The organism is Pseudomonas sp. KBS0710, from assembly GCF_005938045.2.
Classification (GTDB): Bacteria; Pseudomonadota; Gammaproteobacteria; order Pseudomonadales; family Pseudomonadaceae; genus Aquipseudomonas.
In genome coordinates this window covers 4276422-4303364 of record NZ_VCCF02000001.1, presented here as the reverse complement: position 1 = coordinate 4303364, position 26943 = coordinate 4276422, and the positions used below count along the sequence as shown (strand labels likewise).

At 61.1% G+C, this 26943-nt stretch carries 27 protein-coding genes; 13 read left to right on the top strand and 14 right to left on the bottom strand.

The features are described from left to right. Window positions 1-12: 12 nt before the first annotated feature. A complete protein-coding gene (locus FFI16_RS19715) occupies window positions 13-723 on the top strand; it encodes a response regulator (protein ID WP_056857506.1) in 711 nt (236 codons plus the stop codon). Further along, window positions 720-2105, top strand: a complete 1386-nt coding sequence (locus FFI16_RS19710; protein ID WP_058421694.1) for an ATP-binding protein — start codon at window positions 720-722, stop codon at window positions 2103-2105. The genes FFI16_RS19715 and FFI16_RS19710 overlap by 4 nt, the downstream gene beginning before the upstream one ends. 124 nt (window positions 2106-2229) lie before the next feature. On the opposite strand, the gene FFI16_RS19705 is transcribed toward FFI16_RS19710, so the two are convergent. From FFI16_RS19705 to FFI16_RS19690, 4 genes are read right to left on the bottom strand one after another with little or no spacing between them, the layout of a single operon-like run. Continuing rightward, on the bottom strand, window positions 2230-2442 hold the full coding sequence (locus FFI16_RS19705) for an SEC-C metal-binding domain-containing protein (RefSeq protein ID WP_082463548.1): 213 nt from the start codon (window positions 2440-2442) through the stop codon (window positions 2230-2232). After that, window positions 2439-2921 (bottom strand): LEA type 2 family protein, encoded by a 483-nt coding sequence (locus FFI16_RS19700; RefSeq protein ID WP_056857504.1) that lies wholly within the window; start codon window positions 2919-2921, stop codon window positions 2439-2441. Before FFI16_RS19700 ends, FFI16_RS19705 begins: the two co-directional genes overlap by 4 nt. Window positions 2922-2942: 21 nt before the next feature. After that, window positions 2943-3413, bottom strand: a complete 471-nt coding sequence (locus tag FFI16_RS19695; RefSeq protein ID WP_056857503.1) for a YchJ family protein — start codon at window positions 3411-3413, stop codon at window positions 2943-2945. A 4-nt stretch (window positions 3414-3417) separates the two neighbouring features. Further along, window positions 3418-3915, bottom strand: a complete 498-nt coding sequence (locus FFI16_RS19690; RefSeq protein ID WP_099485862.1) for a DUF6231 family protein — start codon at window positions 3913-3915, stop codon at window positions 3418-3420. Window positions 3916-4105: 190 nt separating this feature from the next. On the opposite strand from FFI16_RS19690, the gene FFI16_RS19685 reads away from it, so the two are divergent. The 3 genes from FFI16_RS19685 to FFI16_RS19675 all read left to right on the top strand — a co-directional run bounded on the left by FFI16_RS19685 (window position 4106) and on the right by FFI16_RS19675 (window position 5978). Continuing rightward, on the top strand, window positions 4106-4801 hold the full coding sequence (locus FFI16_RS19685) for an OmpA family protein (RefSeq protein ID WP_138816426.1): 696 nt from the start codon (window positions 4106-4108) through the stop codon (window positions 4799-4801). A gap of 132 nt (window positions 4802-4933) precedes the next feature. Continuing rightward, window positions 4934-5227, top strand: a complete 294-nt coding sequence (locus FFI16_RS19680; RefSeq protein ID WP_138816425.1) for a DUF1145 domain-containing protein — start codon at window positions 4934-4936, stop codon at window positions 5225-5227. Continuing rightward, window positions 5220-5978 carry a hypothetical protein gene (locus FFI16_RS19675; RefSeq protein WP_056857500.1) on the top strand — a complete coding sequence of 253 codons (759 nt, stop codon included), beginning with the start codon at window positions 5220-5222 and terminating at the stop codon, window positions 5976-5978. The genes FFI16_RS19680 and FFI16_RS19675 overlap by 8 nt, the downstream gene beginning before the upstream one ends. A gap of 105 nt (window positions 5979-6083) precedes the next feature. On the opposite strand, the gene FFI16_RS19670 is transcribed toward FFI16_RS19675, so the two are convergent. Continuing rightward, window positions 6084-6548 (bottom strand): CopD family protein, encoded by a 465-nt coding sequence (locus FFI16_RS19670; protein WP_056857499.1) that lies wholly within the window; start codon window positions 6546-6548, stop codon window positions 6084-6086. A 99-nt stretch (window positions 6549-6647) separates the two neighbouring features. Here FFI16_RS19670 and dinG point away from each other — a divergent pair, with 99 nt between their 5' ends. From dinG to FFI16_RS19640, 6 genes are all read left to right on the top strand, one after another. Then, complete coding sequence (gene dinG, locus FFI16_RS19665) at window positions 6648-8792, top strand: ATP-dependent DNA helicase DinG (RefSeq protein ID WP_138816424.1); 2145 nt, start codon at window positions 6648-6650, stop codon at window positions 8790-8792. Between the two features lie 98 nt (window positions 8793-8890). Next, complete coding sequence (locus FFI16_RS19660) at window positions 8891-11188, top strand: beta-galactosidase (protein WP_138816423.1); 2298 nt, start codon at window positions 8891-8893, stop codon at window positions 11186-11188. 82 nt (window positions 11189-11270) lie between these two features. Further along, window positions 11271-12416 (top strand): serine hydrolase domain-containing protein, encoded by a 1146-nt coding sequence (locus FFI16_RS19655; protein ID WP_138816422.1) that lies wholly within the window; start codon window positions 11271-11273, stop codon window positions 12414-12416. A 142-nt stretch (window positions 12417-12558) separates the two neighbouring features. Beyond that, complete coding sequence (locus tag FFI16_RS19650; protein WP_138816421.1) at window positions 12559-13719, top strand: OmpA family protein; 1161 nt, start codon at window positions 12559-12561, stop codon at window positions 13717-13719. 27 nt (window positions 13720-13746) lie between these two features. After that, the gene (gene pdxH / locus FFI16_RS19645; RefSeq protein WP_138816420.1) at window positions 13747-14394 is read left to right on the top strand and encodes a pyridoxamine 5'-phosphate oxidase; all 648 of its coding nucleotides are present in this window, start codon (window positions 13747-13749) and stop codon (window positions 14392-14394) included. A gap of 262 nt (window positions 14395-14656) precedes the next feature. Beyond that, on the top strand, window positions 14657-15121 hold the full coding sequence (locus FFI16_RS19640) for a glycine zipper 2TM domain-containing protein (RefSeq protein WP_110623505.1): 465 nt from the start codon (window positions 14657-14659) through the stop codon (window positions 15119-15121). Window positions 15122-15828: 707 nt separating this feature from the next. Here FFI16_RS19640 and FFI16_RS19635 read toward each other — a convergent pair. Together FFI16_RS19635 and nhaA are read right to left on the bottom strand one after the other, a co-directional pair. Next, window positions 15829-17451 (bottom strand): methyl-accepting chemotaxis protein, encoded by a 1623-nt coding sequence (locus FFI16_RS19635; protein WP_138816419.1) that lies wholly within the window; start codon window positions 17449-17451, stop codon window positions 15829-15831. Window positions 17452-17647: 196 nt separating this feature from the next. Next, a complete protein-coding gene (gene nhaA / locus FFI16_RS19630) occupies window positions 17648-18823 on the bottom strand; it encodes a Na+/H+ antiporter NhaA (RefSeq protein WP_138816418.1) in 1176 nt (391 codons plus the stop codon). Window positions 18824-19039: 216 nt separating this feature from the next. Between nhaA and FFI16_RS19625 the strand changes: the two genes are divergently transcribed. Beyond that, entirely contained in the window at window positions 19040-20134 is a 1095-nt protein-coding gene (locus FFI16_RS19625; RefSeq protein ID WP_138816417.1) for a PLP-dependent cysteine synthase family protein, read from the top strand. Window positions 20135-20268: 134 nt separating this feature from the next. Here the strand turns inward: FFI16_RS19625 and FFI16_RS19620 are convergent, their stop codons facing one another. The 3 genes from FFI16_RS19620 to FFI16_RS19610 all read right to left on the bottom strand — a co-directional run bounded on the left by FFI16_RS19620 (window position 20269) and on the right by FFI16_RS19610 (window position 23357). Beyond that, window positions 20269-21882, bottom strand: a complete 1614-nt coding sequence (locus FFI16_RS19620) for an NAD(P)/FAD-dependent oxidoreductase (RefSeq protein WP_138816416.1) — start codon at window positions 21880-21882, stop codon at window positions 20269-20271. A 106-nt stretch (window positions 21883-21988) separates the two neighbouring features. Further along, window positions 21989-22660: a COG3650 family protein gene (locus tag FFI16_RS19615; RefSeq protein ID WP_138816415.1), complete on the bottom strand. Its 672-nt coding sequence runs from the start codon at window positions 22658-22660 to the stop codon at window positions 21989-21991. Window positions 22661-22757: 97 nt separating this feature from the next. Further along, entirely contained in the window at window positions 22758-23357 is a 600-nt protein-coding gene (locus FFI16_RS19610; protein ID WP_138816414.1) for a short chain dehydrogenase, read from the bottom strand. Window positions 23358-23462: 105 nt separating this feature from the next. Between FFI16_RS19610 and FFI16_RS19605 the strand changes: the two genes are divergently transcribed. Further along, window positions 23463-24377, top strand: coding sequence for a LysR family transcriptional regulator (locus FFI16_RS19605; protein ID WP_138816413.1), 915 nt, complete (start codon window positions 23463-23465; stop codon window positions 24375-24377). On the opposite strand, the gene FFI16_RS19600 is transcribed toward FFI16_RS19605, so the two are convergent. The 4 genes from FFI16_RS19600 to FFI16_RS19585 are packed head-to-tail and all read right to left on the bottom strand — an operon-like array spanning window position 24368 to window position 26842. Then, window positions 24368-24853 carry a DoxX family protein gene (locus FFI16_RS19600; RefSeq protein ID WP_138816412.1) on the bottom strand — a complete coding sequence of 162 codons (486 nt, stop codon included), beginning with the start codon at window positions 24851-24853 and terminating at the stop codon, window positions 24368-24370. The genes FFI16_RS19605 and FFI16_RS19600 overlap by 10 nt on opposite strands. Beyond that, entirely contained in the window at window positions 24850-25626 is a 777-nt protein-coding gene (locus FFI16_RS19595) for a DNA-binding domain-containing protein (protein WP_138816411.1), read from the bottom strand. The genes FFI16_RS19600 and FFI16_RS19595 overlap by 4 nt, the downstream gene beginning before the upstream one ends. Further along, the gene (locus tag FFI16_RS19590; protein WP_138816410.1) at window positions 25623-26510 is read right to left on the bottom strand and encodes a DUF692 domain-containing protein; all 888 of its coding nucleotides are present in this window, start codon (window positions 26508-26510) and stop codon (window positions 25623-25625) included. The genes FFI16_RS19595 and FFI16_RS19590 overlap by 4 nt, the downstream gene beginning before the upstream one ends. A gap of 23 nt (window positions 26511-26533) precedes the next feature. Next, window positions 26534-26842, bottom strand: a complete 309-nt coding sequence (locus tag FFI16_RS19585; RefSeq protein WP_138816409.1) for a DUF2282 domain-containing protein — start codon at window positions 26840-26842, stop codon at window positions 26534-26536. Window positions 26843-26943: the final 101 nt, after the last annotated feature.

Here is a 26943-nt window from a genome sequence, read left to right as displayed (position 1 = left end):
GATTGACTGCCCATGGCCAAGCTTGACCACCTGCTGATCGTTGATGATGACCCGCAAATCCGTCAGTTGCTCTGCGACTACTTGAGCGACGCCGGTTTTCAGGTGTCCACTGCCGCCGACGGTAAGGAAATGCGCCGCCGCCTGGCGCTGAATGTGATTGACCTGATCGTGCTCGACCTGATGCTGCCCGGCGAAGACGGCTTGAGCCTGTGCCGCGAACTGCGCGTCAGCTCCAACACGCCGGTGGTGATGCTCACCGCCAAAGGTTCGTTGATCGACCGCATCGTCGGCCTGGAAATCGGCGCCGACGACTACCTGCCCAAGCCGTTCGACCCGCGTGAATTGCTGGTGCGGATCAAGGTGGTGCTGCGCCGGGTGCAGAGCTTTCCAGACCGCGCACGGTTGGACGAGGCGCCGAGTATTCGTTTTGCCGGCTGGCAGCTCGACACACGGGCGCGGCAATTGCTCACGCCCGAGGGCGTGGTGGTGAGCCTGGGCAACTCGGATTACCGCGTGCTGCGCCTGCTGTTGCAACACCCCAACAGGCCCTTGAGTCGCGACTTTTTGCTCAACCATGTGTTCGACAAGGACAGCACGCCGTTCGACCGTTCCATCGACGTGTGCGTCAGCCGCCTGCGCTCGCAGCTGCCGGCAGGGCTGATCAAAACCGTGCGCAACGAGGGTTACATGCTGACTGCCGATGACGTGGTGCTGGAGTCGTGAGACTGCTGCCACGTTCGCTGTTCGGGCGGCTGGTGCTGATTCTGGTCAGCGGCATGCTCGCGGCCCAGGCGCTGACCAGCAGCATCTGGTACGACCGTCGGCATGGGCAAGTGCTGGAAATTCCTGCACGGCTGATCGCCACGCGCCTGGCAGATGTGGTGCGCCTGGTGCACAACGACCCGCAGCAGGCCGACCAGTTGATCAAACTGCTCAACACCCCGCACTTTCAACTGACCTTGAGCGATCAGGCTAGCCACACCCCCAGTACGCTGACCGACAGCGACCGGCCCACCGAGCGGCTGATCAAGCAGGTGCTGACGGAGAAAACCGGTTATGCCCAGACCCTGAGGTTGCTGCGCCTGTCTCTGGTTGATGGCGAAGGGCAAAGCGCCGGGCTCTCGACCCTGCTCAGTTCCAAGCCGGTAGTCGGGCAGTTCCTGATCAACCTGCGCCTGCCCGATGGGCGCTGGTTACAGGTGGACGCCAGTGAAGAGCAGGGCTGGACCAGCACGTCGCCGCTGGACTTGCTGTTCGACTACGTGATGCGCATCTATTTGCTGCGCGTGCTGGTGCTGGTGATTATCGCGCTGGTGGCGGTGCGCCTGGCTATTCGCCCGCTCAACGCCTTGGCCAGGGCCGCCGAAGCCTTGGGCCGGGATATCCAGCGCCCTCCGTTAGCGTTGGACGGCCCCACCGAAGTGCGCCGCGCCGCCCAGGCGTTTAATGCGATGCAGCAACGGCTGATAGCCAATATTGCCGAGCGCACGCGCTTTCTGGCGGCGATTTCCCACGACCTGCGCTCGCCGATCACACGCTTGCGCCTGCGCACCGAGATGCTCGAAGACACGCGCACCAAGGAGCGTTTTCGCAGCGACCTGGAAGAAATGGAACACATGGTCTCCAGCACTCTGGATTTTGTCAGCAGCGGCGAAATCAACGAGACGCGGCAGAACATCGACATCAACGCCTTGCTGCAAAGCCTGCAGGCCGACCTGGAAGACGTGGGCGAAAGCGTGACCATTGTCGGTCGCGCCAGGCAACCGTTGCCGGGGTACGCGCGCAGCCTCAAGCGCTGTGTGCAGAACCTGCTGGAAAACGCGGTGCGTTATGGCCGAGACGTGGTGGTGCGGGTTGAGGATCAGGCGGACAGTTTGAAAATCGTCATCAGTGACCGTGGCCCGGGGATTCCCCAGGAACAACTGGAGCAGGTGATGGAGCCGTTTTACCGGGTCGAAGGCTCACGCAACGCCGACACGGGCGGGTATGGGTTGGGGCTGAGCATTGCGCACACCATTGCGCGGGCGCATGAGGGGCGGTTGAGTTTGAGTAATCGGGAAGGCGGGGGGTTGGAAGTGGTGTTGCAGTTTCAACGCAAATCCTGAGCTGCAATACGATCCAATGTGGGAGCTGGCTTGCCTGCGATGGCGGTGGGTCAGCTGATGCAGGTTAATCTGTCAGACCGCCATCGCAGGCAAGCCAGCTCCCACACTGACTGCATTCAGGGCATCAGGCCCCGTGGCACTTCTTGAATTTCTTCTCACTGCCGCACGGGCACGGATCGTTGCGACCCACGTCCTTCAACGCGTTGCGCACCGGCTCCTGGTGAGCGTGGCCGCAGTTCGGGCCGTGGACATGGCCGTGGTCGTGATCATGGCCGTGATCATGGTGATCGTGATCGTGGTTGCAGTCAGGACCATGGACATGGGGTTGCTGAGTCATCGATGTCGCTCCGGAATAAAATCGCCGGGGATTATCTCGCCATTGTGAGCGACCTGCACGTCATTACCGATGAATAATCCGGTTTTCAGCTCACCTTCGAGGCGATAGGGCACGGGTTTGGTCGGGTTTTTGAGCATTTGCACCACATCGCGGATCTTCGGCCAGAGGTTGGTGCGCACCTTCACCCGAAAAAACCCATGGCTGCGCGGCGGTATGGTCAGCCATTCGTTGGACTCGCCTTCGGTGAGCACAAAACCGCCCAGGCTGACCTTGTAGATCAGGCCGCGCACCGTGAGGTCGGCGTCGTCGCGGTTATCCACGCGAAACCACAGTTTGAACTTCTGCTCCAGCAGCTTGGCCCGCACCACCTCGACTTTCACCAGGGCGATGTGGGGTGTAGGTGCATCGTCTTCGAACCACGACGCGCAACCGCTGAGGCTCAGGGTCAACGCCAGCATCAAGCTGTACATCCGAAGCATGGCGTTTTCCCTGTGAGGTGATTAGAGGTAGCTGGAACAGCACTTCTTGAATTTTTGGCCGCTGCCGCACAAACATACATCATTGCGCCCGGCCTTCACCTCAACCGTCGGGTCGATGAAGTACCAGCGCCCGTCATTCTGTACGAAAGAAGACTGCTCACGGTGGCTGTGTTCGCCGGTGCTGTCATGCCAGCGTGCGGTAAAGGTCACGAATGCGTGTTCCGGCTGGCCGCCGAACACTTCCGAACTCTCCACCTCCAGGCCCAGCCAAGTGCTCTGCGCGCTCCAGGCGCTGATCGCGTTGCGGTCCAGGCCGGCTTGCTGCGCCGGCAAGGTGGTGGCCACCAGATAGTCCACCAGGCCCAGCACATAGGCGCTGTAGCGCGAGCGCATCAGCGCGGTGGCGCAGGGCGCGGGGTGGCCGGCGTGATAGTGGCCGCAGCAGGCATCCAGCAGGTTGCCGCTGCCGCAGGGGCAAATGGATGTACTCATCGGGTTACCACCAATACTTTCCAAAGTTTTCCGGGTTGGCCCAGAAACGGGCGTTGAGCCAGTCGGGCACCTGTTTATAGTCAAGCAGATCATAGGTAAACAGCGTCAGCACCTGCTCATCACGCTGGAAACGCTCGCCGGCTTGCAGCGCGAGGGAGAAGAAGTCGGTGTCCTTCCAGTCGCAGGCGTTCAGGTCCGCCAGCACTGCAATGCGGCTGCTATTAAGGTTGCGAATACCGCCGAGCAGGGTCAGGCCTTGCGGTTTTGACAGGTGCTCCAGGCAGTCGACCACCAGCGCCAGGTCAAAACGCTGCGCCGCCAGTTCCGGCGGCAACGGCCCGGGCGGGGCGACGGCGACGACGGTGTCAGGATGCTCGGCTTGAAACGCCTCCAGCGCCGGGAACTGGCTGGCGCCCAACAGCAACAGGCGTTTGGGCCGGTGCAAATCGAGCAAAGCCGCCAGGGCTTGCTGGGGTGTACGGGAAGAAATACCAGCGGTCATCACAGATCCTCACATCAGAACCCTAGAGACTAGCGCGGCTGAGCGTGCGGGCCTAGAGCGGGCGGCGGCGAAAAGTCCTGAAAATGCGGCGATCCTCAATGAAACCGGGGGTGTGGCGTACTGGCGCAGATGAAAAGAGCGGTCTTTACTCCACCTGTCGGCCCCCGCCGATACCCTCAGGAGAAATCACATGAGCATCATGCGGACAGCTCTACCCTTGGTTCTGCTAACCGGAGTATTGACAGGTTGCGCAGGGTTGCAAAAAACCGATTGGCCCACCTGTGCAGCAGTCGGTGGTGTGACGGGCGCTGCCATTGGCGCTACTGAAAGTTCAGCCTACGCCGGCGCAGGCGCGTTGTTGATCGGCGGCATGGCTGGCGCCTATTGCTGGGTGCATGGTGATGGCGACGAAGATGGTGACGGTGTGCCGGACAGCCGCGACAAGTGCCCGGGCACGCCAAAAGGCGTGCAGGTCGATGCCAACGGTTGCCCACCCGCACCGCCGGCCGCAGTGGTTGAGGAAGTGGTGGTGGTCAAGGAAGAAACCATCGTGATTCGGGATGTGCACTTCCAGTTCGATTCGGCCAAGTTGACGGCCGCGGACAAAATCAAGCTCGACATCATTGCTACTCGCCTGAAAAAAGAAGCCCCAGGCGCGCAGCTGCGGGTCAGCGGGCATACCGACCGCGTCGGTAAAGATGCCTACAACCAGAAGCTCTCGGAAAAACGCGCCCACTCGGTCACGGATTACCTGGTGAGCTCCGGTGTGCCTCGCAGCAACTTTGTTTCGGTGACCGGTGCCGGCGAAAGCCACCCAGTGGCCGACAACAAAACCGCTGAAGGGCGTGCGTTGAACCGTCGCGTGGAAATCCAGATCAACCGCTGAAAGCCCTTGCCCCTGCGGGCACCGCAGGGGCATTGCCGGCGACCCTTTGCAAGTTTTTTCATCCTTCACTGGCAAATCGCCCGCAGAAGTCGGTACTGTGCGCCCAAAGAATAATAGGCAGGGGCATGCGGTATGAAGGTGTTTTGGGGGCTGGGGAAGTTTCTGACGTTGCTGTTCTGGGTGGTGGTGCTGGTCAACCTGTTCCGGCCGCTGACCAATCCGTTTCACCTGTTGGTCAGCCTGGCCGGCAGTCTGTTGTTGCTTACCCACCTGCTTGAATTGCTGTTGTTCAACAGCAGCCTGAAACACCGTGCCCACCCTTGGCGTGACCGCTTGCAGATTCTGCTGGTGGGGATGTTCCATGTGCGGGGCCTGTCGGTGCCTGCAACGGTTAATGAAACGAACAAGGAGGCCAATCATGCATAAGGTTTTTCTGTTGGCCCTGTTGGTCAGCCCCATTGCTCTGGCGCAGAGCGTCAGTGTCGAAACCAACTCGCTGATGCGCCTGCCCAGCAGCACCAGCGTGTTGCAACTGGAGCGCCTGGATGTGGCGGACTACGGCACATTGCTGGTACCGGCGACCATCAGCCAAGTGACCGTGGATGAGCTGCACCTGGGCCGCGAGGCGCGCATCACCATCGCCCCCGGCAATACCGCGCTGCAATTACAGGTGCGTAATGCGCAACTGGAGCATGGCAGCCAGATCACGTCGCGCGGTGCTCCCGGTACCCACGAAAGGCCGGCCAAGGCCGGGCGTGACCTGGTGCTGCGCATTAACGCGCTGACCGCCGATGAGCTCTCGGTGGACGCCCGTGGCGGCGCCGGTGCCCAAGGTTATGCCGGCCTGGATGGCGCCAACGGCGTGGACCCGGGTTGCACCTGGGGTTCCGCCGGGCGTGGTGCCAATGGCGATAATGGCGGCGACGGCCTGCCGGGCGCGTCGGGGGCGACTGTGCGGGTCGAGCTGCCACAGAGCTTCCCGGCTGAGCAGATCAAGGTCTGGGTCGACGGCGGGCCGGGTGGCTTGGCCGGTACGGCGGGCAAGCCGGGCAAAGGCGGGCAGTCCAAGGGCTGCCTGGTGTACCGCGCCGATGGCGGCGATAAAGGCCGGCCAGGGCTGGAAGGCCAGCCGGGGCCGGCTGGGCCTGCGGGTGCTGTGACTATTCAGCGGTTGTGAGTCGCTTGAACTGACGCTATCGCGGGCAAGCCCGGCTCCCACATTTGGAATGCGTTCCAACCTGTGGGAGCGGGCTTGCCCGCGATGAGGCCCTGAAAGACAACCTCAGAACATCGGCCGCGCCGAAGCAATCGCCACCACCACCAACCCCACGATCAAATTGATCCCCACCAGTTTGCGGATCTGCCCCAGCGCAGCCGCGCCCGCCGGCCAATCCTCAGCCGCCACCGCCGTGCGCAGTTCCGGGAACTTCAGTGCCTGGATGCGGATAAACAGCGCCGTCATCACCAGGTACAAACCCATCATCACCTGCACATAGCGCGGCGCGGTCTCAAAACCACTGAAGCGCAGGTGCAACAGGCCGATGCCGCTGATCGGCAAAATCAGCACCGCGACCCAGACCCACACAAAAAAACGTTGAAACACATTTGCCCACAGCTTGAGCCGGGCAGGGCCCTCAAGTGCCGCCATGGCGGCGGGGCGCAGGATCATCCAGGCGAAAAACATACCGCCGACCCAAATCAGGGCGGCCAATACATGCAGGGTGTAAGCGAGGCTAAACGCGGTCATTGTGGTACTCCGTTCTGCGCGGGATTAATTAGCGGGGTATGATAGCGGCCGATCCGAACCACTGAAAATTTATCCAGCGTTTTTTGCGCCCGACTATCCATGATCAGCACTGAACTCAAAACCACGATCCAGGGCGCCTATTCGCGTTTTCTCGAAGCCAAGAGCTTGAAACCGCGCTACGGCCAACGCCTGATGATCGCCGAAGTGGCCAAGGTCCTCGGGGATATCGACACCGACGACGAAGGTCGGCGCAGTGGCGACCCTGCGATCGTGGCCGTAGAGGCCGGCACCGGCACCGGCAAGACCGTGGCCTACAGCCTGGCCGCGATCCCGACCGCCAAGGCCGCCGGCAAGCGCCTGGTGATCGCCACCGCCACCGTCGCCCTGCAGGAACAGATTGTCTACAAAGACCTGCCCGACCTGATGCGCAACAGCGGCCTGAACTTCACCTTCGCCCTGGCCAAGGGGCGTGGGCGCTACATGTGCCTGTCCAAGCTCGACGTATTGTTGCAGGAAGGCCACGCGCAAACCGCCACTGCCTCCTTGTTCGAAGAAGAAGGCTTCAAGATCGAGGTGGATGAAGTCAGCCAGAAGCTGTTTACCAGCATGATCGAGAAGCTGGCCGGCAATAAGTGGGACGGCGACCGCGACAGCTGGCCCACTGCCCTGGAAGATTCGGACTGGGCACGCCTGACCACCGACCACAGCCAGTGCACCAACCGCCATTGCCCCAATTTCGGCCAGTGCGCCTTTTACAAGGCCCGCGAAGGCATGGGCAAGGTCGACGTGATCGTCACCAACCACGACATGGTACTGGCCGACCTGGCCCTGGGCGGCGGCGCGGTATTGCCCGACCCGCGCGATACCCTCTACGTATTCGACGAAGGCCACCACCTGCCGGACAAGGCCATCGGCCACTTCGCCCACTACACGCGCCTGCGTTCCACGGCCGATTGGCTGGAAACCACCGCCAAGAACCTCACCAAGCTCCTGGCCCAGCACCCGTTGCCCGGCGACTTGGGCAAGCTGATCGAACAGGTGCCGGAGCTGGCGCGGGAGATCAAGACCCAGCAGCAGTTCATGTTCAGTGCCTGTGAGCAGGTCGCCGACTTCAAGCCCGGTGAAGACGTGGAGGGCCGTGAGCGGCCGCGCCATCGGTTTGTTGGCGGGCTGATCCCCGAACATATGCGTGAAATGGGCATTGAGCTTAAGAAGGGCTTTTCGCGCCTGACCGACCTGTTTACGCGTCTCACCGACTTGCTCAAGGAAGGCATGGACGGCGAGGTCAATATCGGCATCGCCAGCAACCAGGCCGAGGAATGGTACCCACTGTTCGGCAGCCTGTTGTCGCGCTCCCAGGGCAACTGGGAGCTGTGGACCGCCTTCACCGTCGAAGACCCGGAAGACAACCCGCCGATGGCGCGTTGGCTCACCCTGTCCGAAAGCGGTGCGCTGTTTGATATCGAGGTTAACGCCAGCCCCATCCTGGCCGCCGAAATGCTGCGCCGTAACCTGTGGAACGTGGCCTATGGCTGCCTGGTGACCTCGGCCACGCTGACGGCCCTGGGCACTTTCGACCGTTTCCGCATGCGCGCCGGGCTGCCGAAAAAAGCCGTGACGGCCGTGGTGCCGAGCCCGTTCCACCACGCCGATGCCGGTGTGCTGCGGGTGCCGGACCTCAAGGCCGACCCACGGGATGCGCCAGCACACACCGCTGCGATCATCCGCGACCTGCCCGAATTGGTCGAAGGCTCGCGCGGCACACTGGTGCTGTTCTCGTCGCGCAAACAGATGCAGGACGTGTTCGACGGCCTTGACCGCGACTGGCGCAAGCAGGTGTTTATCCAGGGCAACCTGTCCAAGCAGGAAACCCTCAACAAGCACAAGGCGCGGGTCGATGGCGGTGATTCCAGCGTGCTGTTCGGCCTGGCCAGTTTTGCCGAAGGCGTGGACTTGCCCGGCGCCTATTGCGAGCACGTGGTGATTGCCAAGATCCCGTTCTCGGTGCCGGATGATCCGGTCGAGGCGGCCTTGGCTGAGTGGATCGAAGCACGGGGCGGTAACCCGTTCATGGAAATCTCGGTGCCGGATGCGTCCTTGAAGCTGGTCCAGGCCTGCGGTCGCTTGCTGCGCACCGAGGAAGACCGCGGCACCATCACCTTGCTCGACCGCCGCTTGGTCACGCAGCGCTATGGCAAAGCTATCCTCAATGCTTTGCCGCCGTTCAGGCGCGAAATTTCATAAGCCACCGTGGGCGAACTCGCCCACTTTGTGGTCTATCTCACTGCCAACGCTTTATGTCATCAGGCCAGTTATCGGCCGATTGGGAGAACCTTGTTCGTATGATTCGCACGCTGCCCGCTCTTTTTGCCTTGTTGTTCGCTGCGCCCTTGATGGCCGCGCCTGCCGGGCAACAAACGCTGTTCAATTTCGTCCGGCCTGCCGATGTGGTCAAGGTGGCGACTCAGGACGCCAGCCTGCCGCAATACAACGCCGAACAAACCCCCGAAGGCGAGGTGCTGCGCCGCATCACCTTCAACCCGGCGGCCGAGCCGAGCCTGGTGCTCAGCCCGCAGACTGGCGTGTGGGACTGGTCGCAGTCCGGCGCCATGAGCCTGCGTATCCAAAGCGCCATGGATTGGGCGTTGACCTTGTATGTCAAAGTGCAGAGCACTGACGGTAAGACCCTGGTCAGCCGCATCGACCTGCCGGCCGGCCCGGCCCAGACCCTGTTGATCCCGTTGCAAGCCAACTCGCCGCTGAGCCAGGGCATGAAGGCCGGCCCGCCGATGCCGATCACCGTGGACGGGCAGCGTGTATTGCTGGCCGCCAGCGCCGGCGAGATCGACCGCAGCCAGGTGGCCTCGGTCACCCTGTCGATGCTCAAGCCCAACGCCGCCCAAAGCATTTTGCTTGAGCGTTTTGGCGTGCAGGACAGCGAGCCGGTAATGAAGGCAGCCTACAGCGAACTGGTGGACGCCTACGGCCAGTCCACCCGTGCCCGTTGGCCGGAAAAGGTCAGCACGGACGAACAACTCAAAGCCGCAGCGGCCAAGGAGCAGCAGCAGCTCAAGGGCTGGCTGGCGGAGCGCGACAAGTCTGCCCTGGACCCATACGGTGGCTGGAACAAAGGCCCGGCGTTCGACGCCAGTGGCTTTTTCCGCACCGAGAAGCGCGATGGCCGCTGGTACCTGGTGACGCCGCAAGGCCATCCGTTTTATTCGCTGGGCGTTAACACGGTGGCGCCGGACAACAACCAGACCTACGTGGCCGGCCGCGAGTGGATGTTCGCCGCGTTGCCCAAGGCCGGTGAACTGTTCGACAAGTATTACGGCCGTGGCGATAACCGAGGCGGCAACGGTGCCGATCAGGGCCGAGGTTTCAATGTAGGGCGTTGGTACGATTTCTACGGCGCCAACCTGCAGCGGACCTACGGCGGCGAAGGTTTTGACCAGAAGCGCTGGGTCAGCCACACCCTCGACCGCCTGCAAGCCTGGGGCTTCAACACCGTGGGCAACTGGAGCGATGAGGGTTTGGCCCGCGCGGACCGCGTGCCCTACACCTTGCCGCTGTCGATTGTCGGTGACTACGCCAGCATCAGCACCGGCACCGACTGGTGGGGCGGCATGCCCGACCCGTTCGACCCGCGCTTTGCCATGGCCACAGAACGCGCCGTGGCGATCGCCGCCCGCGATCACCGTGATGACCCGTGGCTGATCGGCTACTTTGCTGACAACGAACTGGCCTGGGCCGGCCCCGGCGATGATCCAAAATCCCGTTACGCCCTGGCCTACGGCACGCTGCGCATGACCACCGACGTACCGGCCAAGCGCGCGTTCCTCAAACAACTGCGCGACAAGTACCGTAACGAAGAAGGTCTGTCGAAAGCCTGGGGCATCCACCTGGCGGGTTGGGAGCTGATGGAAGACCCAGGCTTTGAGCCGCCGATGCCGAGCCCTGAGCACCCGGAAATCGAAGCCGACTTCAAGTATTTCCAGAAGACCTTCGCTGACGCCTACTTCAAGACCATCTCCGATTCGTTGAAATGGCACGCGCCCAACCAGCTGCTGCTGGGTGGTCGGTACGCCGTCAGCACGCCGGAGGCCGTGGCGTCCTGCGCCCAGTATTGCGACGTGCTGAGCTTCAATATGTACACCCTCAAGCCGCAGGAGGGTTATGACTTTGCTGCCTTGCGCGCGCTGGACAAACCGGTGCTGATCACCGAATTCAACTTCGGCTCGGCCGACCGTGGCCCGTTCTGGGGCGGCGTGACGCAGTTGGCTCGTGAAGAAGACCGTGGCGCGGCGTACAGCAACTTCCTCAAGCAGGCTATGGCTGAGCCATCGATTGTTGGCGTGCATTGGTTCCAGTACCTGGACCAGCCGGTCACCGGGCGCCTGTTGGATGGCGAGAATGGCCACTTCGGGCTGGTGGGTATCACCGACGTGCCGTTCCAGGGCTTTGTCGATAGCGTGCGTAAAAGCAACCTGGCGGCGGTCGACCAACTGGGCAAGGAGGCCGAAAAAGCCAAGGCGGCGAGCAAGGTTCGCGAGAACGAGGGCGGCAAGTCCGGGCAAGAAGGCAAAGGCGCAGGGCAGGGCGCCGGGCATGCGGGTGGACACGCTGGAAATGGCCATTGATTCATCATTGACGGGTTCACAAAACCTGCAATGACTGGAACAATGTCGGCCACTTCTTACGGTGTTTTCCAAGGCGGCTTAGGTGCAGATTCAGGGTCATTACGAGCTCCAGTTCGAAGCGGTACGTGAAGCCTTTGCCGCGTTGTTCGATGACCCGCAGGAGCGTGGTGCCGGGCTGTGTATCCAGATCGGCGGCGAAACCGTTGTCGACCTGTGGGCCGGTACCGCCGATAAGGACGGTGCCGAGGCCTGGCACAGCGACACCATCGTCAATCTGTTCTCCTGCACCAAGACCTTCACCGCCGTCACGGCCCTGCAGCTGGTTGCCGAAGGCAAGCTGAAACTGGATGCGCCGGTTGCCGACTACTGGCCCGAGTTTGCCGCGGCGGGTAAAGAAACCATCACGCTGCGCCAGTTGCTCTGCCATCAGGCCGGGCTGCCGGCGATTCGCCAGATGCTGCCGACCGAAGCCCTGTATGACTGGCCGTTAATGGTCGACACCCTGGCGGCCGAAGCTCCGTGGTGGACACCGGGCGAAGGGCACGGCTACGAGGCCATCACTTATGGCTGGCTGGTCGGCGAGTTGCTGCGCCGCGCCGACGGGCGCGGGCCGGGCGAGTCGATTGTGGCGCGGGTCGCGCGGCCCTTGGGCCTGGACTTCCATGTCGGTTTGGCGGACGAAGAGTTTTATCGGGTTGCGCATATAGCGCGCAGCAAAGGCAATATGGGCGATGAAGCCGCGCAACGGTTACTTCAAGTAATGATGCGCGAACCTAATGCCATGACCACACGTGCATTTGCCAACCCACCGTCTATTCTGACCAGCACTAATAAGCCTGAATGGCGGCGGATGCAGCAGCCAGCGGCAAATGGTCACGGTAATGCGCGCAGCCTGGCGGGTTTTTATAGCGGTTTGTTGGGCGGTAGTTTGCTCGAGAGCGACATGCTCGAACAATTGACCCGCGAACACAGTATCGGGCCAGACAAAACCTTATTGACCCAAACCCGTTTTGGTTTGGGTTGCATGCTGGATCAACCGCAACTGCCCAACGCCACCTTCGGCCTTGGCCCGCGTGCGTTTGGGCATCCTGGCGCCGGGGGGGCGGTGGGGTTTGCCGACCCGGAGCATGATGTAGCATTTGGTTTCGTGACTAATACACTGGGGCCTTACGTACTTATGGACCCGCGTGCACAGAAGTTGGTCGGAATATTGGCCGACTGTCTGTAAAGAGCTTGCTGTTTCACATTTTTTTGTTACAAAGGCAACTATAAGAAGGCGCTGAACGAAATTTTGTAACTTCAATGTTCTGTAAGCGTCTGTTTAACGGGTCATCAAGACCCTCCGGTTTTTCTCATTTTGTGGATATCCCATGTTATCGAACAAGTCCTTGGCACTGGCGCTGTGCCTCACTATTACTGGTTGCGCGCAAACTCCACAAAATGATGCCGAAGGTGGGCATTGGTGGTCATTTGGATCTGACAAGGCTGCTACCAAGGACGCAGTGACCCAAACCGACGCCAAGCCGGATGCCACACCTGCCGCTGGCGCCAAGCCTGCCGCGCCGGTTGCGGCCGCAGCTGCTGCTCCAGCACCTGCCCCGGTAGCCAAGGCTGACACAGGTTCCAGCTGGTGGCCGTTCTCCTCCAAGAGCGCCGACGAAAAGGCGGCGGATGCCAAGGCCGACCTGAAAGCCGACCTCAAGGCCGCAACTCCAGCTGCCACCCCGGACGCCGCGCCTGCTGTAGCCAAGACCGACACCGAAACCAAATGGTGGTGGCCGTTCGAAAGCAAGCCAAAACCACTGGCCAAGGTCGATGTGACCAACGTGCAGATGCCTGACCCGAAAATCACCCAGGCCTGGCTGGACGACTATGAGCCGCGTCTGCGCGCCGCCATCAAGGACAGCAACCTGCAACTGGAACGTCGTGACAACGTGCTGGTTGTGATTGCCCCGGTGGACGGCTCCTACAACCCGAAACGCCCGGCAATGCTGCTGCCTGTCACTCTCGGCCCGTTCACACGTGTCGCCAAAGCTGTTGAAGCTGACCCCAAGACTGCGGTCCTGGTCCTGGGTCATGTTGATGCCACAGGTACAGCCCCGGCCAGCCAGGCGTTGACCAAGGAGCGTGCGCAATCCATCGCCTCTATCTTCAGCCTCAGCGGCTTGAAGCAGGATCGCTTGATGCTGCGTGGCATGGGCGACCTTATGCCGCGTGCCGCCAACGACAGCAATCAGGGGCGTGCGCTGAACCGTCGCATGGAAATCATGTTCACTCAGCGTACAACTATGCTGGCGCTGCTGAGCAAGTACAACTCGGGCAAAACACCGGTCGCCGACATGGTCGCGGTGCAAACTGCGCCGGCCCCAGTACCGGCCCCGGCCGCGAAAAAAGCCGCCCCGGCGAAAAAGGCCCCGGCCAAGAAAGCCGCCGCCAAGCCCGCTGCGAAAAAAGCCGCTGCCAAGCCGGCCGCGAAGAAAGCTGCACCGAAGGCCGACGCGCCCGCGGCAAACGACCAGGCGAAAAACTGATCCGTTGAAACACAAGGATAAAACCGCATGACCCAGGCACTGGCCGATATGCGCCGTGACTACACACGGGACGGTTTGAGCGAGGCCCAGGCCCCAAGCGAGCCGTTTGCGTTGTTCCACCAGTGGTTCGGCGACGCGGTGAAAACCGAGCAGCCACCGGTGGAGGCCAATGCCATGACCTTGGCCACGGTCGACCAGGACGGTCGCCCGCACTGTCGCATCCTGTTGCTCAAGGGCTTGGATGCACAGGGTTTTACCTTTTTTACCAACTATCAGAGTGCCAAGGGTGAACAACTCGCGGCACGGCCTTTCGCGGCCATGACCTTTTTCTGGCCGACCCTGGAGCGCCAGGTGCGCATCGAAGGGCGGGTGGTCAAGGTCACGCCTGAAGAGTCGGATGCCTATTATCAGGTCCGGCCGCTGGGTAGCCGTCTTGGAGCCTGGGCTTCGCCGCAAAGCCAGGTTATCCGGGACCGTGAAGAGCTGCAGGATTTGCTCAAGGCCACCGAACAGCGCTTCAGCGATACCCAACCCGACTGCCCTGAGCACTGGGGTGGCTATCGTTTGCTGCCCGAGCGCATCGAGTTCTGGCAAGGCCGCGCCAGTCGTCTGCATGACCGCCTGAACTATCGCCTGCAAGCAGGTGAATGGACGCGCGAGCGCCTGGCGCCCTGAGCTTCACCTTTCGTCATTCCATCTGAATGTTGATCATCACGCCGAAGTCTCTACACAGAGGCTTCGGCGTTTTTGTTTGCGTGACTACACTGAAGAGCGCTTCCAGGTGATTTTGGGACCAGAGTCAGAGCTACCGTTCGTCGAGTTTTCTGGTGCTGGCAGTCTGTACTAAGGCTGAATGAAAGCAATTTTCTCGCGTGCTTGCCGTGACAGGCGCCAAGCAGCGGCGTCTAATGAATACCTGTCCTTTGGAGTTGATGCTATGCGTAAGTCCGTTTTACTAGTTGCCTGCTTTACCACCCTGTCGTTGCTGTTGGGTGGCTGCGCCTCGAGTCTGACCGGCGACTCGTACTCCCGTGACGAGGCGCGTCGTGTACAGACCGTGCGCATGGGCACCATTGAATCCCTGCGTCCGGTAAAAATCGAAGGCACCAAGACCCCAATCGGCGGTGTTGCCGGTGCAGTGGTCGGCGGCGTTGGTGGCAGCGCGATCGGCGGTGGCCGTGGCAGTATCGTCACTGGCGTAATCGGGGCTGTTGCGGGTGGCCTGCTGGGCTCCGCTGCAGAAGAAGGCTTGACCCGTACCCAGGGTGTTGAAGTGACCGTTCGCGAAGACGACGGCAGCATGCGCGCCTACGTGCAGGCCGTCGACCCTAACGAAATCTTCCGCATTGGCGACCGCGTGCGCATCATGACGGTTAACGGCACCAGCCGTGTAACGCGCTAAGCGCTGGTTGTAGAAACGCAAAACCCCAACCGGGTGACTGGTTGGGGTTTTTTGTTGCCTGCGGAATTTTGAAAAATCGCAGGCAATAAAAAACCGCCTTAGTAGGGCGGTTTTTATTGCAAACCCGGTTTACGGCTGGGGTTGCGTTCTCACGAGGAGCACTGACGTGTTGGCGATACTACTGCCGCTTTGGAACTTTATGCAAGGACAACCGACAGGAATTTTCAAAGATTTACTCGCCAATTCTGTGAATTTAGAACAGTAAAAAACAGCAACAACTTGCTGGGCGATAAGTCGTTGCTTGTCACACCTTGGCATGGGGGCTGAGCTAGTATCGCCCTCGTTCTGCACTCGTCGTGAAGCAGGTTGGCTGGGTTAGCGCGCGAATTTTGGACCGACTGCCACGGGCTAGTAATCCGTGCCGGAGTCATGCACGAGGACCATAAACCCAGCCCGCCTCACAGGAGCACTGACGTGCATCCAAAGGCCCACGTGTTCCGGTAAGTGAGCTGGAGGTAAGGCCCAACTTAATGGAGGGCCGAGTATGTCTAAGTTTGCACGACGTACGTGGAACCTCGTAGTGAATGCTGTGCGTGTTTATCACGTATGGGTATTTCTACGGGACAGCTTCGATGACCTGTAAGGTCTGAGAAGTGGGGCCGCCTCGGCTGAAACCGAGGCGGCCTTTTGGTTCTCACGCAATCACTTCACACCTGAAAGTGCTTCACCATCGTGTTCAACTCATGCGCCAGGCTGGCAAGCGATTGCGAAGCGGCGGTGGTCTGAGTCGAGCCTTCAGCGGACTGAATCGACAGCTGCTGAATGTTCAGCAAGTTGCGATCCACCGCCCGGGCGACATCAGCTTGCTCGGCCGCCGCCGTGGTGATCACCAGGTTGCGGTTGTTGATCTCGTCATTGGCGGCAAGAATATCCGCCAGCGCTTGCTGCGCCAGTTCGGCCAGGCCAATGGTTTGCCGGGTCATGGTGCTGCTGTCGAGCATGGTGTTGACGGTGCTGGCGGTGTTGGTCTGGATGCTGCCAATCATCTGTTCGATTTCTTGGGTCGACTGCGCGGTGCGATGGGCGAGGGCGCGTACTTCGTCGGCGACCACGGCAAAACCGCGGCCGGCATCACCGGCGCGAGCCGCTTCGATGGCTGCGTTCAATGCCAGCAAATTGGTCTGCTCGGCAATGGTGCGGATAACGTCGAGCACTTTGCCGATACCTTTGGCCTGCTCGGCCAAGCCGCCTACCTGGTCAGAGCTGACTTGCACGCCACGGGTCAGGGCCTGGATCGAGGTGAGCGCCTCGAGCATGCGCTGTTGGCCTTTCAAGGCGATGCTGCGCGACTCCTGGGACAGGTCGGAGGTGGTGGCGGCATTGCGGGCGACCTCTTCAATGGCGGTGGTCATCTCGGTGACGGCGGTGGCGGCCTGCTCGATCTCGCCATGTTGCTGTTGCAGGTCGCGGCTGCCTTCGGCGGTGACCGCGTTCAGTTCCTCGGCCGCGGCTGCCAGTTGGCTCGACGAGCCGGTTATTTGCCGCAGTGTCTGCACCAGGTTGTTGCGCATGGTCTCCTGTGCCCGCAACAGGCGCGTGGCTTCGTCGTTGCCGGTCGGGTTGATGGGCTGGGTGAGATCACCCTTGGCGATGGTTTCAGCCACCCGTACCGCTTCAATGATGGGGCCGGTAATGCTGCGGGTCAGCAGCCAGGCCACCAGCACTGTGCCGCCACTTACCAGCACGATGACGATGGCGATACCGCCTACGGCATGCTGGTACGCGGCCACGGAAGTCTGGCCGGCCAGTTCTGCGCCCTTGTTGGCGAGGTCGATCAACTGATCGAAGTTCTTGGTCATCTGCTCATAGCTTTCTCGAATGCTGTTGAGAAAGTCACGGGCGCCCGCCTTGTCGCCTGAACGCGAGCGTTTGAGCATCTCGGTGTGGTTCTTGGCGTACCCTTCCAGGCTTTGGTTGAACACGTCCAGGCGCGATTTCTCCTCCGGCGTGCGCAGCAGCGCTGCATATTGAGCCAGTTGCTCCTTGACGCTTTTCAGGCGACCGGCGGATTTGTCCTCGTAGGTCTGCATGTCGGCGTCGCTTGCGGACAGGATGTGCGCCATTTCCCCCAAGCGAAAACGATCCAGCGAGGCATTGGCCAGGGCCAGGATTCTTACGCGCTGCATCCAGTTGTTTTGGATGTCGGCAGCCTGGGACTGCACTTCGCCGATCTGCTTGAGCGCAAACAGGCCGAGAAACACACTCAGCGACGCAATGGCAGCGAAGCCGATGAAGGCTCTGGCCGCAATTCTTATATTTCTCAGGAACATGGGGTTTCGCTCGGGCTGGGAACGCATTGGAGAGCTGTGTCGGGCGGATGCCCCAGGCGGGGCAGGCGGATCGCCACAATCCTTAGTCGGCGGCCAGCGCAAAGTCTTTAGACGTTGAGCGAAAGTGTCATCTTCGCCCAAAGAAAAACCCCAACCGGGTAACCGGTTGGGGTTTTTTGTGGGGCTTTCAGAGCGCTCAGGCTTTCTTGCGACTCGCCAGCGCTGTGACCGCATAGCCAATACAGGCTGCCAGGATCGACCCGGTCAGGATGCCCATCCGATCTTCACCCGCGAATTCACTGGCGCCTGGCACAAACGCCAGGGAGCCGACAAACAGGCTCATGGTGAAGCCGATGCCGCACAGGATCGCCACACCCAGCACCTGGCCCCAATTGGCGCCGCTGGGTAGGCTGGCGATACCGGTCTTGATGGCCAGCCAGGTAAGGCCGAACACGCCGATGGTCTTGCCGATCAGCAGGCCGGCGGCGATGCCCATGGGCACGTGGTGAGTGAAGCTGTCCAGGGTGACCCCGGTCAGCGACACGCCAGCATTGGCGAAGGCAAACAACGGCAGGATAGCGTAGGCCACCCAAGGGTGCAGGGCGTGCTCCAGGGTCAGCAGTGGCGAGGGTTCGGCATTTTTGGTGCGCAGTGGAATGCAGAACGCCAAGGTCACTCCGGCCAGAGTGGCGTGCACGCCACTCTTGAGCACGCAGACCCACAGGATCAAGCCGATGATCATATACGGGCCGAGTTTGACCACGCCCAGGCGGTTCATCGCGATCAAGGCAACCAGGCACGCGCCCGCGCCCGCCAAGGCTGCATTCGACAATTCGGCGGAGTAGAACACCGCGATGACGATGATAGCGCCCAGGTCATCAATGATGGCCAGGGTCATCAGGAACAGCTTGAGTGACACCGGCACACGTTTGCCGAGCAGGGCCAGGACGCCGAGTGCGAAGGCGATGTCGGTGGCCATCGGGATTGCCCAGCCGGCAAGTGCGGCCGGGTTGTCCTTGTTCAGTGCCCAGTAGATCAAGGCCGGCACCACCATGCCGCCAATTGCGGCCGCGCCCGGCAGTACTACTTGCGATGGCTTGGACAGGTGACCGTCGAGCAACTCGCGTTTGACCTCCAGGCCGATCAGGAGGAAGAACAGCGCCATCAGGCCATCGTTGATCCACAGCAGCGCTGGTTTGGCGATTTGCAGCGCGCCGACCTGCGCCACCACGGGGGTGTCGAGGAAAGCGCCGTAGAGGTGCGACAACGGTGAGTTATTGATGATCAGCGCCAAAGCAGCAGCGGCGATCAATAACAGACCGCTGGCGGCTTCCAGCTGGAAGAATCGGGTGAAAGTGCTACGCAGAGGCAAGGGATGCTCTCCAATCCAGGTTCAATAGGTGGGTACCCTAACCCGTACCGTTAGTTGTTAAAACAAAAGTTATATTCTTATTTGTTATAAGTAACGGGCGAGATCGGCGTTGCGTCAAAGCCTAGCAATTGTGTGTCTAATTGAGTCGTCACTGTATCTGTGTGCAGTGTAGGAAACCCCCTAAAATCGGGGCTGAAACCCTCAGAGACTCACCTCATGAATGACCACCGTACCTGGGCTCGCGAAGCCATCCGTATCATCGAAGCGGACTTCCAGCGCAGTGCCGACACGCACCTCATACCTCTGCCATTGCCGGGGCTGCCGGGTATCGAGTTGTACTTCAAGGATGAGTCCAGCCACCCCACCGGCAGCCTCAAGCATCGGCTGGCGCGTTCGCTGTTTCTGTATGCGCTGTGTAATGGCTGGCTCAAGCCGGGTGCGCCGGTGATCGAAGCGTCCAGTGGGTCTACCGCGGTGTCGGAGGCATACTTCGCGCGCTTGCTTGGCCTGCCCTTTATCGCGGTGATGCCGGCCACTACGTCCCAGGCGAAGATCGACCAGATTGCCTTCTATGGTGGCAAGAGCCATCTGGTAAAGGATCCGACGCAGATCTACGCCGAATCCGAACGCTTGGCGAAGGAAAGTGGTGGTCATTTCATGGACCAGTTCACCTACGCCGAGCGCGCGACGGACTGGCGAGCAAACAACAACATCGCCGAGTCGATATTCCAGCAGATGCGCTTTGAGCATTACCCGGAGCCGAGCTGGTTGATTTCCAGCCCCGGCACCGGCGGCACCACGGCGACCCTGGGCCGCTATGTGCGTTACCGCCAGCATTGCACCCGCGTGCTGTGTGCCGATGCCGAGCGTTCGGTGTTTTTTGACTACTACCAGACGGGCGATGCCAGTTTGCGTCTGGAGTGCGGTTCACGCATCGAAGGCATCGGCCGGCCACGGGTCGAGGCGTCGTTTTTGCCCAAGGTGATTGATGCGATGGTCAAAGTGCCGGATGCGCTGTCATTGGCAGCCATGCATTACCTGGCCGAGCGGTTGGGGCGGCGGGTGGGTGGTTCCAGCGGGACTAACCTGATCGGCGCTTTGGTCGCGGCGCTGCAGATGAAAGCGGCAGGGGAGTCGGGGTCGATCGTGGCGATCTTGTGTGATGGGGGCGAGCGGTATGCGAACACTTACTACGATCAGGCGTGGTTGGCGGAGCAGGGGTATGAGCTTAGTGGCTTGATTGCAGCGGTTGCGGCCAGTGTCGAGAAGGGTGAGTCGTTGCCTGCCAGCGTCCAGCGCGCCAATATCTGACACACCCAATAAACCCATGTGGGAGCTGGCTTGCCTGCGAAAGCGGAGTCTCAGTCGCCGAATTTATCGACTGAACCACCGCCATCGCAGGCGAGCCAGCTCCCACATTTGATACGGGTTGGCTGTAATAGTGCTTAAGCTTCTATACCCAGCATATCCCGCGCCAGCGCCTCGGCAATCCGAATCCCGTCGACGCCCGCCGAGAGGATGCCACCGGCGTAACCGGCGCCTTCACCGGCCGGGAACAGACCTTTCACGTTCAGGCTCTGCATCGACTCGTTACGGGTGATGCGCAGCGGCGATGAAGTACGGGTCTCGATACCGGTCAACACTGCATCGTGCAGCGAGTAACCTTTGATCTGCTTCTCGAACGCCGGCAGCGCTTCACGAATCGCCTCGATGGCGAAGTCCGGCAAGGCCAGCGCCAGGTCGCCCAGGGCCACCCCCGGTTTGTACGAGGGTTCCACACTGCCAATGGCCGTGGACGGCTTGCCGGCGATGAAGTCGCCCACCAGTTGCGCCGGTGCCTCGTAGTTGCTGCCGCCGAGGATGTAGGCGTGGGACTCCAGGCGCTCCTGCAGTTCGATACCGGCCAGCGGGCCACCTGGGTAATCCACCTCAGGCGTGATGCCGACCACGATGCCGGAGTTGGCGTTGCGCTCGTTCCGCGAGTATTGGCTCATGCCATTGGTGACCACGCGGTTCGGCTCGGAAGTCGCCGCCACCACGGTGCCGCCCGGGCACATGCAGAAGCTGTAGACCGAACGGCCGTTCTTGGCGTGGTGTACCAGTTTGTAGTCGGCGGCGCCCAGTTTCGGGTGCCCGGCGTATTTGCCCAGGCGCGCCGCGTCGATCAGTGACTGCGGGTGTTCGATACGGAAACCCACCGAGAACGGCTTGGCCTCCATGTACACGCCTCGGCCATGTAACATGCGGAAGGTGTCGCGGGCGCTGTGGCCCAGGGCCAGGATCACGTGCCTGGAGAGGATCTGCTCGCCGCCGTCGACGACTACGCCGTTCAACTGGCCGTCTTCGATCAGCACATCCGTGACGCGCTGTTCAAAACGCACTTCACCGCCGAGTGCGATGATCTGCTCGCGCATGTTTTCCACCACGCCGGTGAGGCGGAAGGTGCCGATGTGCGGCTTGCTGACGTAGAGGATTTCTTCCGGCGCGCCGGCCTTGACGAACTCGTGCAGCACTTTGCGACCGTGGAATTTCGGGTCCTTGATCTGGCTGTAGAGTTTGCCGTCGGAAAAGGTCCCGGCACCGCCTTCGCCAAATTGCACGTTGGATTCGGGGTTGAGCACGCTTTTGCGCCACAGGCCCCAGGTGTCTTTGGTGCGTTGGCGCACTTCTTTGCCGCGTTCGAGGATGATCGGCTTGAAGCCCATCTGCGCAAGCAACAGCCCGGCGAAAATGCCGCAGGGGCCAAAACCCACCACGATCGGCCGTTCAACCAGGCCTTGCGGCGCCTGGCCCACGACTTTGTAGCTGACGTCCGGTGCCGGGTTGATGTTGCGGTCATCGGCGAACTTGAGCAGCAGGGCGGCTTCACCCTTTGCGTTCAGATCGATGGTGTAGATGAAGCACAGCTCCGACGATTTCTTGCGCGCGTCGTAGCTGCGTTTGAACAGGGTGAAATCGAGCAGGTCATCACTGGCGATGCCCAGGCGCTGCACGATGGCAGGCCGCAGGTCTTCTTCGGGATGGTCGATGGGCAGCTTGAGTTCGGTGATTCGTAACATGACGGTATCCGGTAGGCGGCGGGCTTCGATGCCGGCTGTTTTGCAAACCGGCGATTATAAGCCCCAAAGGCTGATTCCCGTCATGTTAAAACAGCCCAAGGCCGAATCAGTCGTCCCGCGAGCCGCCGAATGACGCACAACCGCGCTGCACCTGACCATTGACCCGCAACTCGGCGGTCATGTGCTGCAAGCTGCCGCTGACGGCATCGATGCAGCGCTGTGGGGCTACCCACAGTTCGATGTGCTGGTTATTGGCTTCGGTCATCAGGTTGAAACGGCCGTCACCCAGTTGCTCTTCGACAAACGGCACCGCCAGTGGTGGCTGGCCTTCGCGCTCCAGCACCATGCCTTTGCCGGTAACGTTCATCGCCCAGGCCGGTTTATGGCCGTTGGCCCGCAAGATCATGCGTTTGAAGTCCGGGTCGTTGCAGGCCGAGGTCGAGCGTTCTACGCGATACAACTGTTGCAGGTCGACCGAACCCTGGGTGCCGCTGGCCACCCCGGAGAACTTGCCACGTAAATCGGCAAACAGCACGCCTTGCTGGCCAGCCAGGGACGCGGCTTCCTGCAGCACGCTGGTGCCGCCGGTGTCGTTGACCACGTAGTTGCGTTTGTCGCCGCATGGCTGGAACAACAGTTTGCCGCCCACCGCCGTCAGTTCACCCTGCATGCGGGTCAACCCGACGGTAGACGGTTTGGCCGGTTCGCTCTCGAACATCTGGCAAGCGGTGAACAGGGGCAGCAGGGCAAACAGAGCAAGGGTACGGGCGGCGCGCATTATCGGGTCTCCAAACAAGTGCCGCCACGTTACGCAGGCTCGCACCGCACCACAAGCCCGTTCGCCGGGTTCAGGCGATTCTGACAGACGTCAGATCTCAGCCAACGATAAAGGTCTGACCGGTCTGCAAGCCCTCGACACTTTTCGCGTAGGCCAGCGCCACATCTGCGCCTGGCGCCGGTTTGTAGCCGCGGAAGTACGGGGCGTAGCTGCCCATGGCTTCGAGCAGGACGGTCGGGCTTACCGAGTTGATGCGCAAGCCGCGTGGCAGTTCGATCGCCGCCGCCTTGACGAAGGCGTCCAATGCGCCATTGACCAGCGCGGCAGAGGCACCAGTGCGGATCGGATCGCGGTTGAGAATGCCGCTGGTAAAGGTGAACGAAGCACCGTCGTTGGCGTATTCGCGGCCGATCAGCAGCAGGTTGACCTGGCCCATCAGCTTGTCACGCAGGCCCAGTTCAAAGTCCGCTTCGCTCATGTCACCCAATGCCACGAAATTCACACTGCCTGCCGCGCAGACCAGTGCGTCGAACTTGCCGGTCTGCTCGAAGAGTTTGCGGATCGACGCGCTGTCGCTGATATCCACCTGGAAGTCGCCGCCGCTACGGCCGATGCTGATCACCTCGTGACGCTGCGCCAGTTCCGCCTTGACCGCTGAGCCGACCGTGCCGCTGGCACCAATCAATAGGATTTTCATCGTGCTGTTCCTCCAGGGGATTAAGTGAGGTTTCAGTCTAGGGTGGCTTTTTAAGCGGATAAACGTGGTAATAGGCAACCTTTGGTTTTCAAATGGAAACAATCCATGAGCGAAATGGATGACCTGGCGGCTTTTGCCGTGTTGATCGAGGCGGGCAGTTTTACCTTGGCGGCAGAGCAGTTGGGCTGCAGCAAGGGCCAATTGTCCAAGCGCATCAGCCAATTGGAAGCGAAGTTTTCGGTGGTGTTACTGCACCGCACTACGCGCAAACTCAGCCTGACCGCCGCCGGCGCGGCGTTGTTGCCCCAGGCTCAGGCGCTGGTGGCCCAGGTGGAGCGCGCCCGTCAGGCGTTGGCGCGGCTCAAGGACGATCTGGCTGGGCCAGTGCGGATGACGGTGCCGGTGTCGCTGGGAGAAACCTTCTTTGATGGCTTGTTGCTGGAGTTCACCCAGCAATACCCGCAGGTGCAGATCGAGCTGGAACTGAACAACAGCTACCGCGACCTGGCGCGCGATGGCTTCGATTTGGGCGTGCGCATGGGGGCGATGGACAACGAGCGGCTGGTGGCCAAACCGCTGCTGGCCTGGCATGAAATGACCTGCGCCAGCCCGGCCTACCTGGAGCAGCATGGCGAACCGCTGACGCCTGCGGATCTGGCCGCGCACACCTGCCTGCTCAACAGCCACTACAGCGGGCGTGAAGAATGGCTGTACCACCAGCAACATGAACTGCTGCGGGTGCGGGTCAGCGGTACCTTCGCTTCCAACCACTACAACCTGTTGAAAAAAGCTGCCCTGGTGGGCGCCGGCATCGCTCGCCTGCCGTCCTACGTGTTACCGGCGGAACTGGCCGACGGGCGCTTGCGCTGGCTGCTGCGTGATTATCAAACGCGCAGCATGCCGATGTACCTGGTGCATCCTTATCAAGGTGGCCTGCCGCGCCGAACCCAAGTATTGGCCGACTACCTGGTGGACTGGTTCAGACGCAGCGGCGAAGCCCTGGATCGCCTTCAGCGGTAGCGACGCGCGATCAGGTGATCGATCGACAGGCAGCCTGGGCCTTTGGCCACCAACAGCAGCAGCAACGCGATCCAGGTGCCGTGTGTGGGATAGGCTTCCGGGTAGACGAACAGTTGAATGGTCAAGGTCATGCCGATCAGCGCCACGGCCGAAAAGCGCGTGGCAAAACCCACCAGGATCAGCACCGGGAAAAAGTGCTCGGCAAATGCCGCCATGTGCGCGGCCACTTCCGGCGACAACAACGGCACGTGGTACTCGCTGCGAAACAGCGGCAGGGTCGAAGCCGCAAGCTTGGGTTCGCCGAATTGGAAGGTGCCGTTGATGATATCAATGGCAAAACCTTCGACCTTGGTCTGGCCGGACTTCCAGAACACCGCCGCAATGGAAAACCGTGCGAGAAAGGCGATCAGGCTGTAGGGGATTTTTTCGAACAGCGCGATGACCCGTTTTACCTGGCAAGTAGGGTGAGTGTTCATGGCGATTCCTTTTGTTCTGTGTGTAAATGAGTGATGGCGTCGTGGCTGATCAGCAGCGTCAGGCAGTGGTTGAGGTCGAATTCGGCCGAGGCTTCAAGCGCGTGTTCCACCGCCATTTCCAGGCCTGCCCCCTGATTGAGGCTGTTAATAAACGCCACCGAACCGCTGTCGATGGCGAAGACCTTGACCGCCAGGCCCTGGCGCAACACCAGTGCACTTTGGGCGTACCAAGGGTTCAAGGTGGCGATGGCGCCTTCGGTCTGGTGCGCGGCCCATACCGCAACCACGGCGTAGGGCGAATGCATGGTGGCCAGGGACGGATGCAGGTGCAGGCGTAGTTGCCCCAGGTCGACGGGGCCTTGCAGTTGTTCAAGGATGGCCTGTTGATTCAGTGGCTGGCTGTCTGCGGCGTGGTAAGCACGCACCCGCAGGCGTTCCAGGCGTGCGACGTCCGCCAGGTAAGGCACGCTTGCAGCCGGCTCGAATGCCTGGATGAACGCGGCAAACGTGCTGCCGTATTCGCTGATCAACGGGCTGTCGGGCGGGCTGGCTTGCACGTACAGGCTGGCCATCGCACGGAAAAACTCTTCGCCCACCAATTGCAGCGTCACCGGGTAAGCGGCGGCGAGCGCGTTGATCAGCGAGCTGTGGACATTGTTTCGATACACCGCAAATCGGCTGGCCGGGTCGGCGCCGTTGCTGCTGAACAACCCATCGGGGCAGGCCTGGTCGGAATCGAGCAAGGCGCCGGCAAATGCAGCTTGATCGCTCATAGCGTCAATACCTTCGCCTGTGACAGATGCCAGTCGGCGTGTTGGGCTTCGGCGTGCAGCACGCTGAAGGCGGGCACCTGGTTGTCCCGCTCGATCAGCGTGGCGACGGGGCCGGTGTGTTTGAGTACCTGTTCGTAGAGTTGCCACACCGCGTTATCGATGGGCGCGCCATGGTCATCGATCAGCAGGCGGTCGCCCAGGCTGTCAGTGTCTTCGGCAAAACCGGCCAGATGAATCTCACCGACGGCCTTCAACGGCAGCGCATGGAGGTAGGCCAGTGGGTCGCGCTGATGATTGATGCACGACACATAGACGTTGTTGACGTCCAGCAACAGCCCGCAACCGGTGCGCCGGATGATCTCGCTGATGAAGTCCGTCTCGTCCAGGGTCGAGCGTTGGAACTGCAGGTACGTCGAGGGGTTCTCCAGCAGCATCGGCCGCTTGAGGGTGCTTTGTACCTGATCGATGTGCTCGCACACCCGGAGCAGGGTCGCGGCGTCGTAGGCCAGCGGCAGCAAGTCATTGAGGAACACTGGGCCGTGGCTGGACCAGGCCAGGTGTTCGGAAAAAGAGTGGGGTTGATAGCGTTCGATCAGCGTGGCCAACCGTGCCAGGTGCTCACGATTAAGCGGGCCTTCGCCGCCGATGGACAGACCCACGCCATGCAATGACAGTGGGTACTGTTCGCGTATCAAACCCAGGTAGTGATGAAACGGGCCGCCGGCGACCATGTAGTTTTCGGCGTGCACTTCAAAAAAACCGATGTCGGGCGAGGTATCGAGCACTTCAATAAAGTGCTCGCTCTTCAGCCCCAGCCCGGCCCGATAAGGGAGGCCGGGCACCTGAGCCGGTGAGACCGTGTGCTGAGGTAAAAGCGTCATCATCAGTACTCAGGTTTTGCAGGGTTTCAGGACTTGGCGGTAAAGGCTGCTTCCTGGCCGAAACCGGTCGGCGAGGTGGAGCTTGGGGTCTTGGCGCAAGTGCCTGCCGGGACCAGTTTCCAGGCGTTGGCCTGGTCTTTGACTTTCGAGGTGCCGGCGCAGGTAGTACCGGCGCCCGCAGCGCAATCGTTCTTGCCGGCTTCGGCGACACCAAAGCACTTGTCCATTTTCGCTTCGTCAGCGTGGGCCATGTTGGTCAGGGCGGAAAAGCTCAGGGCCGAACCCAGGGCCAGAACGAGGGTAGCGGCGGACAGCGAACGGGATTTAGTAGTCATGGTGTAACTCCAGCAGTGAGGTTGGGTAAGGAAGCGTTTTTGCTTGCTTACCCCTCTAGAGTTGGGGCATCAGGTTGCGTTACAGCAGGTAGTAAATAAAT